Below are 10,048 nucleotides of genomic sequence, written 5' to 3'. Positions count from 1 at the left end.
GGGGGCCACCGGGAGGCGGACCCGGCCAGGGACCGCCGGGACCGTCGCCCTGCCACGGCTGGGGTGGGCCGTCGAACTGACGCTGAGGTGGACCGTCGCTCGGCCACGGCTGGGGCGGACCGTCGAATCCACGCTGCGGCGGGCCGTCGAACTGGCGCGGCGGAGGTGGACCGTCGCCCTGCCATTGGTTCGGCGGGACGTCGTCGCGCCATTGCGGCGGGGGTGCGTCCCACTGCGGGCCGGGCCCGCCGTCGAACCGCTGCTCGGGCGCGCCCTGGGGCGGTCGTCCACCGTCGAAACGGTCCTCGGCCTGGTGCCGGGACGGTGGTTCGCCCCACGGTTGTCCGCTCCCGGCCGGGTCCTCGGAATCGGAGTGTCGGCGGTCGGACGCGGCCGAATCCGTCTCGTCGACGGCGTGCGATGTGGGCACCGGCTCGGTGGAGTCGGTGTCGCGGCCATCCGGACCCGGGTCCGCGCGCTGCGCGGATTCGCGGTCGTCGTCGGGGGGAGTGGGTACCGCGCCGCCGGTCAACCACGGTGGCGCCGCGGGGATCTGGCTCCTGTCGAAAGTCACGTGCGTCCTCGACTCTTCTCGTGTGGCCGTGATCGGCCATGGTCTCGTCGGCGGGTGCGAACGCCACGGCCTGCGGCCGACGCCAGTGCTCCGACGGCGCCTCGGCGTCGCGGCGGACCGCGATTCCCCCCGCTGTACGCCTACCATGATGCAACCGTGGGTGCCATGAGCGCGACAGTGGGACCGATGTGGGTGAGGAGCAGGAGGGATTTCCGTGGAGGCGAGTGACGAGTCCGCCGAGAACGCGGCACTGCTGGTGACGGTCGCCAGTCGCAGTGGGGCGTTGCGTATGACGGCCACCGAGCAGGGCCTGCCGGTACGCCTCGACGTCGACGCCGAGCAACTCCAGCGCGATCCCGACGTACTCGCTCGCGACCTGTTGCGCCTGTGCCGACAAGCGGCTCAGCGCGCCGGCCTGCAGCGCCGTATCCAGATGAGCGAGCAGGGCGTCCCCGCCGAGGTCATCGACCGTTTCGGTCACCCACGTCCCGAGGACGTCGCTCGCGCAGAGATCCTCGACGACGAGGACGACTACGAACCCACGTCGTGGATGAGGCCCCTGTGACCGCGGGCATCCCGGGCGAGCCGGACCCGGTGATGGGCGAACTCCTGGCGCGCGCATCGCGCCAGCTCGACAGCCTGCGACGTGTGACAGAGGGGGTCAGCGCGATCCGGGCCACGGCCGAGGTGGAGGACGGTGCAGTGTCGGTCACGGTGGACGGAAACGGCGCGGTGGTGGCGCTCGAACTGGGTGATGCCATCGCGCGTCTCGATCGTGTCCGGTTCGCCGCCCTGGTCGTCGAGGCGGCCGCCACGGCCTCCCGCGACGCTTTCGCCGAGCGGGCGCGGGTGGTCACAGGCTTCTCGGAAGAGTTCGCTGACCTTGTCGGTCGTACACCCGAGGACTGATCGACCGGAGCAATGTTCGGTCAGGCGTGCAATACCGGGATCAGTTCGTTATGCTGGCTCAGCACTTGCACACCGTCATTCCGGTGATGCCGCCGAAGGGTGGTGTCCCCAACGTTCGGAGGGAACGTCGATGAACCAGGTTGTCGCAGATCCCGCTGTCATCAACGCATTCGGTGCTGCTCAGACAGCAATCGCAACGCAGATCGCCACCGCCGGTGCAGTCGACGTCGCCGCCGTCGCAACGATCCTCGCGCCGGTGTTCGGGCCGATCGGTGCTCAGCACGCGGTGGCGACCGTGGTCGCGATGACCACCAACTTCTTCGAGTCCGAGCAACTCGCCGCGGTTCACGCCGGTCAGGCCGTCGCTGCCCATGGGTCGGCGGCCGCGTACACCGCGTCCGACGCCGCCCACGCCGCCGCTCTGGGTGACGTCGCGCTGAAGCTCTGACCCGCAGCGGAGCCGACGCCGTATGACGCACGCCGCGCCCCCGCCGTTCGAGGCGACCGACAGCCTGGTCCCCGCACCGATAGATCAGTCGATAATCGAGATGCTCCGGCACAGTCCGCTGGGTCCGATCATCGACACTCCGGTCAAAGACGTGTTGAAATCGATCGGGGTACCGCCGCCGCCCGGCCCGCCTCCACCGATGCCGCCGGCACCGACCATCCCGCCGCTCCCGGCGCTCGACGTCACCTCACTGTTCAAGCCGCTGACCGACCTCATCGGCTCGTTCGGTTCGGGAAACCTTGCCGGACAGGGATTCGACCCGACCAGCCTGCTGACCGGACTGTCTCAGGTCATCCAGTCGGCGATGGGCGTGGCCACCGGCGCGATGAGCGCCGCCGACGGCGGATGGAGCGGTCAGGCGGCCACCACCAACGCCGCGAAGTCGGCCACCGCGGCCGGCGAGGGCACCCAGGTGAGCGCCAAAGCCGACAACATCGCCTCGAGCACGGTCGACGGGGCGGCCATCGTGTCGAAGGGCAACGCCGAGATGGTCGCGGTGATCACGAAGTTCTCGGCCACTGCGGCTGCGGCGATGCCGTTCATCTGGTCGCCGCCCGGACAGGTGGCGATGCTGACCGCGGCCGCCGACGCGCTGGCCGAGGCGACGACCGTGGTGACCACCACCATGGCGGAGCTGACGCCGGAGACGCTGCGACAGAACGTCAACGCAACCCAGATCCCGATCACTGGTGCACCGACCAGCCCGGTCCCCATCGGCGTCGTCACCTCTCTGCTCCAGCAGCTCGGCCAGCCGTTGTCGATGGCCGCGAGCGGCGCGTCGGCGCTCGGGCCGATGCTGACGCCGCACCCGACGGCGCGGCCGACCTCGAAGTCCACTGCGAAGTCCACCGGCAAGGGCAAAGGCAAAGCCGCATCCGGAGGCGGCGGCGGTGGCGCCGCTGCCCCGAAGCTCGGCGGCGGTGGTGGCGGAGGCGGGGGATCGGCGTCCACGCCGACCACCCTGCAGCGCTATGCGGTCGCTGACATGGGTTCGCCGGCAACAGAATCCGGCGCCGCGGGCAACGGTGCGAGCTCCTCGCAGAGTGCATCGGCGTCGCGGACGTCGACGTCGTCGACCGCTGCCGGTGGAGCGATGCCCATGGGTGCTGGGGCGGCGGGTGCTGCCGGTGCCGCGTCCGGGGCGCGGGGTGCCGGTATCGACGGAGGCCACGGCTCACCAGATTTCCTGGTCACGACGAGTAACGGGTCCGAGGTCGTCGGTGCGATGCCGTCGGCCACCCCACCCGTGGTCGGTGGCGATGCGCCTCCGGAGACCGAGACCGCGCCCGACATCGAGCTGCGGCTCTGAGCGACACATGACACGGCAACGAGGGACGGAGGAACACGTGGGGGCACATGAGCTCTCGGTCGATCCTTCCTCGCTGCGTGCCGCCGCGTCGGAGATGGATGCGCTCGCCGACCGTCTGCAGACCTCGCTGGCCCGCAACGCGCCCGCCCTGACCGTGGTCCCGGCCGGCGCCGATGAGGTGTCACGTCGTGTCGCGACGACGTTCAGCGCGGTCGGGGACCAGACGGCTCGCGACACCGGTGTCGCCGTGAACGAACTACGCACCGTGGCAGCAACGCTGCGTTCACTCGCGGCCTCCTACGACGCCGCCGACGATGCGACCGCGGCGGCGATGCGCGCATGACGGCCGCTGCCGAGGTCCGGGTGGGATTCACCGGGGTGCTGTGGGATGCGCGACCGACCCGCGCCTTGACCGACGAACTGCGCGACGGCCCCGGTGCGACGCCGCTGTCCGAGGCCGACGCCGCCTGGCGCGCCCTGGGATCCGACCTCTCGGCGGTCGGGGACGAACTCGACTCGGTGGTGTCCGACCTCGAGCGCACCTGGCGGTCCGGCGCATCATCAGCCGTGGTGAACCGGGCCGCTCTCCTGCGTCGGTGGATCGACGAACTGGGTACGCACGCGACCGCCACCGCGGAGCGGGCGCGGCGGCAGGCGGACGTGACCGAGGTGGCCGTGTCGACGATGCCGTCCACCGAGGACGTCGCGAGCACCGACGCCGACAAGGCTCGGGCGGATTCCGTCGGCCGCGGTGTGGTCGTGACCCCGCTGACCGGCGGCGGCACGCGGATGACGGAGTTCGCGCACGCCCAACGCCTCGCAGCCGCCCGCGCGATGCACAGCTACGAACACGCCTCCACCGACACCGCTGTGGTGTGGTCCGGGCCCGCTCGCCCCCAGATGCCGCCTCTCGCATCGCCTCCGGCGCACCGGACGGCCCGACCGGTACCGGCTCCGACGCCGACAACGACCTCGGTGCCCCCGACGCTGCCCGAAGGTGTGCTGAACCTCGGTCCTCCTACGTCGGAGGGTGATCGATGATGTGGACCGTCGACGCACCCATGCGATTGCGGATCGGCCGAGACGCGGCCATCCTTCTCGGCGACATGCTCGCCATCGGCGAATGGCCTGCCGCGCTGGAGATCGTGCCTGCGCACGACTCCGTCGAGGCGTGGGCGGCCGCGTCCGTGCACGCGCGCGCCGAGCTGGCGGGAGCCGATGTCGTGGTCGACGGGGCGGTCCGCGAGGACATCGCGTCGGCGATCGTGACCGCGTGTACCCCCGAGGTGGTCCTGGGCGTCCGCGCGGTCGACGCGGTCGGGATTCGCCGTACTATGCTGTGCCGCAACGGGTTCGCTCATGTGCTCCTGGTCCACGACTCTGCCGGTGTGACCATCGAGACCCTCGGCACACCCGACATCGACGGCGTCGCCACGATCCTGGCCGATCGCATGCCCGACGCGTCTCCCATCGCACTCGAGGGCAGCTTCTCGGCGCCGACGGACGAACTCTGCGCGGCGATCGGAGGCCACCACGACGCGGTGGAGGTCGCCGATGCTCTCGTGCGCCTCGGCGCGGCGTCGTCGGCGGCCGCCACCATCGCGGACGTCCTCGTGGGATGCACGCGCCATCTGGAGATCGTCGCCACCGCGCGTGTCGACGGTCGTCCCCAACAGACTGCTGGATCGGTAGCCGTCTACGACTCCCCCCGGGGACGTCTGGTCGCCGCACCCAGTGTTGCCCCCGATCAGAGAGCGTGGACGACTCTGTCCGCAGGATCGGGGCATCGGGTCAGACAGGCGATCGGCCTGCTGATCGAGACCTTGCCGAGCCGGCGGTGGATGCCGTGACCGCGGGGCGAACAGGTACGGGTGCGTTCGCGGCCCGGACGGACAGAAACGACGGCCGCCGCCGGGTGGTCGTGGTCAGCACATCGAGATGGAGGAAATGATCATGGCAGGGAACTTCGAGCTCGATCTCGACGCCGGTGCTCAGCACACCAGCAGCGTCGAAGAGATCATCAACGATCTGCGTCAGACGTTGAAGACCATCACCAATGAGGTCGACGCGGCCAAGGCGTCGTGGGTCGGCGGCGCGTTCACCGCGTTCCAGGGTGCGGCGACCGAGTGGGACGGCGAGGCCCAGCGCCTCAACCGCGCCCTCGACGAGCTGCGGGAAACTCTGGGCGGCACCGTCTTCACGCAGTCCAGCAGCGCCGACGAGGACACCGCGAGCACGTTCTCGGCGTCCGGTCTCAACCTCTAGTCGTACTCGACCACACGAAAGGACCACACTCATGACGATGAAGTACAACTTCGGTGAGATCCACGGCCTCGCCGACTCGCTGCAGCAGCAGGGCCAGCACCTGATCAGCCAGACCGAGCAGCTCGAGCAGACCGTCGCGCAGTTCCGCGGTTCGTTCACCGGTTCGGCCAGCGACGCCTACGACGCCGCGATCTCGAAGTGGAAGAACGAGATGGGCGACACCCAGCAGATCCTCGCGAAGATCTCGAGCAACGTGCGCGAGGGTGCCGATCACATGAACCAGACCGACATCTCCAACAGCAACGCACTCGGCGGCTGACCCGAACCGTCACACAACGACGCCCGCACGGAGATCTCCGTGCGGGCGTCGTCGTGTCCGAGTGGGCACGTGCCGTTGTCGCGCAACGGTTTCGCGTGGGTCAGCGGGGGACGGTCGTCGATCCCGTCCGGTGCACGCCGACTGAGTGGCCGATGAAGTTCAGTTCGTCCGCGCTGGCGACCATCATCGCCCGGATCGACTCCGACCCACTGCGCACCGTCACCCATGTCCCCGTCTCATCGTTCTGCGCGAGCGAGACGTCGACATGATCCGACGGCGTCCGGCCGGGAGCGGTGATGGCGATGGTGGTCACCTCGGCGCTCTGGAACGGCGGCGGGGTGCCGTCGAACACGAGGACCGAATAACCCTGTCGCGCGCCGGCCACCTGCGATCCCGCCGCCGCACCGGCGACCGCGAGCACCTGGGGGTTGCCGACCGTCTTGGCCATGCGCATCCAGTCGCCCGGCCGATCCGAGGTGACCATGACCCTCGCGCCGAGCGCGATGGCCCGCAGGATCACCTGTTGCCCGAGATGGAGCGACCCGGCGATCTCCACCGATCGCACCGAGGACCCCACCAGCGGCAGCGCCACCGCCCGGCCGTCGGCGTCGGCTCCCACGAGTTGCCCACATCCCGCCGCGGGCAACGGGAGACCGCGCAGCGCGTCGACGGTGGTGATGAATTCCCAGCCGTCTCGATTGCGGAACGGGTCGGCCAGCGGCAACGTCGCGACCAGCGCGGTTCGCTGTCGACCGTCCATCGGCCGGAAGCCCGCGGGCGTGTCGATCTCGGTTCCCGGGGTCGTCGTGAAGCGCGCCAGCGCGCTGATGGCCACACGCTCGTCGGGGTCGGACCCGGATCGGCGGAGATGGATCGCGACAACGGTGTTCATGCTCTGCACCGTCCACGGGGCGGTGACCCCGACGTCGGTGAGGGCGGACTCGTCGAGCCAGTGTGTGGTGGTCTGGAGGGCACCGAGATCGAGGTGTGTCCGCTTCTCGTCGAGATCGGCGAGATCGACCCCCTCGGTGAGCACACCCACCAGCGCGGTGGCCTCCGACGCCGTCAGGATCGTCGCAGCGCGGCCGCGGCCCGCGAGGCGTCCGGCGACCCTGCGGGTGGCCACCGCCGCGGTGCGCAGTGCGCCCGTCGATCCGCCGCCACGTCGTTCGACGGCAGTGGCGTTGCGCAGCGGGTCGAGCCGGAGCACCACGACGACCGACCGGAATGCCGTCGCGGGCAGGGGCCCCAGGATCCGACGGTATATCTCGGCGATCGGTCCGCCGCCCCAGGCGCGCGATCCGCGGCTGATCACATCGACCGAGTCGACGAGGATGTCGAACTGGGTGAGACATTCGGCGATCAGATCGAGCGGGACGATGTCGTCGGTGATGGTCCGACCCGGGATGAATCGGGTGAGAGCGCGCGCGTCGGCATCGACCCGGATGACGGTGATGAGACGGTCACCGTCCCACCGCATCCCGCAGCTGCCGCCCTCGGGCATCGGCACGTCGAACGGCGCCTCGGGCCCGTTCCTGTTGCGTCGGCGCCGTCCGATGTGGCTGATCCGACCACCCATCCGGCGCGTGAGCGAGACGCCGCCGATCCGGGCGAGCAGGGGAACCGCGATCACCACCCCGACCACCACGCCCACCCACCAGGGCAGACCGACGGGCGCGAGCGCCAGGGTGATCACGCCGACGAGGATCTCGGCGATCACCAGACTGGTCGACGGCAACACCCGGCCCACCCAGGGGGTGTCCGGCCGCGTGACCTCGAACTCGCCGGGGTCCGTCATGATCGCCGCCTCGTCACACTCGTCTCCGCCGTTGTCGCCGATTACGGTACCGTGCCTTGCGAAACATCTCCCATTGATGATCTTCGACCGACGGAGGGTGCGTGCCCACTCCGCTGACAACGCGCCAACAGGTCAACGGTTACCGGTTCCTGCTGCGCCGACTCGAACACGCCCTCATGCGCCGCGATGTACGCATGCTGCACGATCCGATGCGGTCCCAGTTCCGCGCGGCCACCGTGGGGATCGTCCTGGCGCTGCTGGTCACCGGTGGGTTCGCGGTATACGGGTTCATCAAGCCGGTGGGGTCGGTGGGCGACAGCAAGATCATCGCCTCGAAGGAGTCCGGTGGACTGTTCGTCGTCATCGACGACGTCCTGCATCCGGTCCTCAACCTCGCCTCGGCCCGGCTCATCACGGGTGAGGCCGCGAAGCCGACGTCGGTGGCGGAGTCGAAGCTCGCGAACTATCGGCGCGGACCGTTGGTGGGCATACCCGGTGCGCCGCAGAACCTTCCCGGGTCGGCCGACACCGACCACGCCTGGTGGTCGGTGTGCGACACCGTCGTCGCGCCGGGTGGCGCAGCGGCACTCGACTCCGGCGTGATCACGAGCGTGGTGGGTGCGCGGCCGCAGACCGACGCCGACATCCGGGCACTCTCACCGTCCGAGGGCCTGCTGGTCTCGGCGTCGGGTACCCGCTACCTGTTGGCCGACGGCCGACGATTCCGCGTCGCCGACGACGACGACGCGGTCACGACCGCATTCTCTCTGAACGGTGTACGCCCGCGGCCCGTGAGTGTCGGCATGCTCAACGCGTTCCCGGAGGGACCCGATCTGGCGACCCCGACGATCCCCGGGCGCGGTCGTCAGTCCGGGACGAAACTGGGCGCGGTCGGCTCGGTGATCGAGGTGCCCGGTGTCGCCGGGTCCGCGTCGTCGTTCTACGTGGTGCTCGCCGATTCCATTCAGAAGGTGGACCGCGCTGCCGCCGACGTCGTCCGCTTCTCCGACCGCGCGTCCGGTGGCGAGGTTAGTGAGGTGGGACCGGCATCGATCACCGGTGTCACCGAGGGGACCACGCTCCCGTTGGATGGCTTCCCCGCCACGGCCCCCACGGTGGTCTCCGACGCCGACGCCCCCGTCGGCTGCCTCGCCTGGGATCGCCCGGTGGACGGTACGGAGGCGACGCTTCGAATTCTGGCCGGCCGGCGCCTGCCCGTGCCCGAGGACGCCCGCCCGGTTCAGCTCGCCTCGGCGGATGGTCCCGGGAGCGGCCTGGATGCGGTCTACATCCCGCCGAGCACCGGCGACTACGTGGTGACCACCGGCGCCGATCCGGACTCCCCGCGGCGCGAATCCCTGGTCTACGTCAATGATTCCGGTGTTCGGTTCGGCATCGCCGACGCGGCCACCGGAACCGCTTTGGGTCTCGGCGACACACCGGCCCCGGCCCCGTGGCCGATCGTGGAGCTGCTGGCGCCCGGGCCGGCACTCTCGGCGCGCGACGCGCTGGTGGAGCGCGACTCCATCGGTTTGTCCGACGGTGGCGTTCCCATCGCTCCCGCGTCGACGGGCGTCTCAGCCGGGGGCTGAATCGAACGCCGACGCGTTCAGATCACTGCGGTCCGATGACCGCTGCGGTCGCCGGTGGCGCCTGACCGAGCAGGTCTTCCCCGCGTCGGGTGCTCCGCAGGAACTTGTTCGTCTTGTGCTCCTTGTCCTCGCCACCCCCGCCTCCGCGGGCGCCTCCGCCGCCGCCCATCGGGGCTCCACCGCCGGCGGGAGCGGCCGCGCTTCCCGCGCGGGCCGCGGTGGCCGCGCCGCGTTCGGCCGCAGCGCTCTCCCGAAGCCCCTGCGAGATCGATGCCTCACGGGTGGCCGCGTCCGACATCGCCTTGGGTGCGCCCAGGGGGCCGGCTCCACCCCCGCCGCCTGCACTGGCACTACCACCGCCTGCGCCACCTCCACCCGCGCCGCCGCCGCCGGCACCAGCACCGTGGGGTAGTCCGGACAGACCCTTGAGGGCGGGGATCTCGCCCGGCTTGCCGAGGCCGCCCAGCTTCGACTGCAACCCCGACAGGCCGGCGGGGGAGGGGATGCCGGCCAGGGCCGCCCCCTGCGACATCGCCTTCTTCATCGCGTCCGACGCCCCGGACGCCCCCGACATCCCGGGAACGCCGCCGAGCGCGCCGGGGATCGCCGAGGCCCCGGAACCGCCCGGAGTGTTCGCGCCGCCCCCCATCGGGTCGACGCCGGTGGGCATCGGACCCGCCGGGTTCCCGCCCGGGCCACCGGTTTCCAGCAGTTGACGTGTCTGGGCCGCGACATCGGCTGCGCTGGGCGGCGCCCCGCCGCCACCCGAGGCCC

11 protein-coding genes and 2 pseudogenes are annotated in these 10,048 nt (G+C 70.7%); 10 read left to right on the top strand and 3 right to left on the bottom strand.

The genetic code is table 11. From position 1 onward, the window contains the following. Window positions 1–574: pseudogene (locus JHC79_RS21380) on the bottom strand (hypothetical protein); the annotation flags it as partial. A 214-nt stretch (window positions 575–788) separates the two neighbouring features. Here JHC79_RS21380 and JHC79_RS21375 point away from each other — a divergent pair. The 9 genes from JHC79_RS21375 to JHC79_RS21335 all read left to right on the top strand — a co-directional run bounded on the left by JHC79_RS21375 (window position 789) and on the right by JHC79_RS21335 (window position 5,884). Continuing rightward, window positions 789–1,139 (top strand): hypothetical protein, encoded by a 351-nt coding sequence (locus JHC79_RS21375; RefSeq protein ID WP_296394653.1) that lies wholly within the window; start codon window positions 789–791, stop codon window positions 1,137–1,139. Then, entirely contained in the window at window positions 1,136–1,483 is a 348-nt protein-coding gene (locus JHC79_RS21370) for a YbaB/EbfC family nucleoid-associated protein (protein WP_296394651.1), read from the top strand. Before JHC79_RS21375 ends, JHC79_RS21370 begins: the two co-directional genes overlap by 4 nt. A gap of 130 nt (window positions 1,484–1,613) precedes the next feature. Next, on the top strand, window positions 1,614–1,931 hold the full coding sequence (locus JHC79_RS21365; RefSeq protein WP_296394649.1) for a type VII secretion target: 318 nt from the start codon (window positions 1,614–1,616) through the stop codon (window positions 1,929–1,931). Between the two features lie 22 nt (window positions 1,932–1,953). After that, window positions 1,954–3,300 (top strand): hypothetical protein, encoded by a 1,347-nt coding sequence (locus tag JHC79_RS21360; RefSeq protein ID WP_296394647.1) that lies wholly within the window; start codon window positions 1,954–1,956, stop codon window positions 3,298–3,300. 37 nt (window positions 3,301–3,337) lie between these two features. After that, the gene (locus JHC79_RS21355) at window positions 3,338–3,643 is read left to right on the top strand and encodes a PE family protein (RefSeq protein WP_296394646.1); all 306 of its coding nucleotides are present in this window, start codon (window positions 3,338–3,340) and stop codon (window positions 3,641–3,643) included. Next, on the top strand, window positions 3,640–4,341 hold the full coding sequence (locus JHC79_RS21350; protein ID WP_296394644.1) for a PPE domain-containing protein: 702 nt from the start codon (window positions 3,640–3,642) through the stop codon (window positions 4,339–4,341). The genes JHC79_RS21355 and JHC79_RS21350 overlap by 4 nt, the downstream gene beginning before the upstream one ends. After that, window positions 4,338–5,150 carry an ESX secretion-associated protein EspG gene (locus JHC79_RS21345; RefSeq protein WP_296394642.1) on the top strand — a complete coding sequence of 271 codons (813 nt, stop codon included), beginning with the start codon at window positions 4,338–4,340 and terminating at the stop codon, window positions 5,148–5,150. The genes JHC79_RS21350 and JHC79_RS21345 overlap by 4 nt, the downstream gene beginning before the upstream one ends. A 103-nt stretch (window positions 5,151–5,253) precedes the next feature. Further along, a complete protein-coding gene (locus JHC79_RS21340) occupies window positions 5,254–5,565 on the top strand; it encodes a WXG100 family type VII secretion target (protein WP_296394640.1) in 312 nt (103 codons plus the stop codon). Between the two features lie 31 nt (window positions 5,566–5,596). After that, window positions 5,597–5,884 (top strand): WXG100 family type VII secretion target, encoded by a 288-nt coding sequence (locus JHC79_RS21335; protein ID WP_296394638.1) that lies wholly within the window; start codon window positions 5,597–5,599, stop codon window positions 5,882–5,884. 100 nt (window positions 5,885–5,984) lie between these two features. Here the strand turns inward: JHC79_RS21335 and eccE are convergent, their stop codons facing one another. Next, a complete protein-coding gene (gene eccE / locus JHC79_RS21330) occupies window positions 5,985–7,682 on the bottom strand; it encodes a type VII secretion protein EccE (RefSeq protein WP_296394636.1) in 1,698 nt (565 codons plus the stop codon). A 101-nt stretch (window positions 7,683–7,783) separates the two neighbouring features. Here eccE and eccB point away from each other — a divergent pair, with 101 nt between their 5' ends. After that, a complete protein-coding gene (gene eccB / locus JHC79_RS21325; RefSeq protein WP_296394634.1) occupies window positions 7,784–9,274 on the top strand; it encodes a type VII secretion protein EccB in 1,491 nt (496 codons plus the stop codon). A 22-nt stretch (window positions 9,275–9,296) separates the two neighbouring features. Here the strand turns inward: eccB and JHC79_RS21320 are convergent. After that, window positions 9,297–10,048: pseudogene (locus JHC79_RS21320) on the bottom strand (hypothetical protein); the annotation flags it as partial.

The sequence above is a fragment of the Williamsia sp. genome, from assembly GCF_016462415.1.
Taxonomy (GTDB): Bacteria; Actinomycetota; Actinomycetes; order Mycobacteriales; family Mycobacteriaceae; genus Williamsia_A.
Note: the sequence above shows the minus strand (reverse complement) of the source record. Positions and strands in the feature narration are given on the sequence as shown.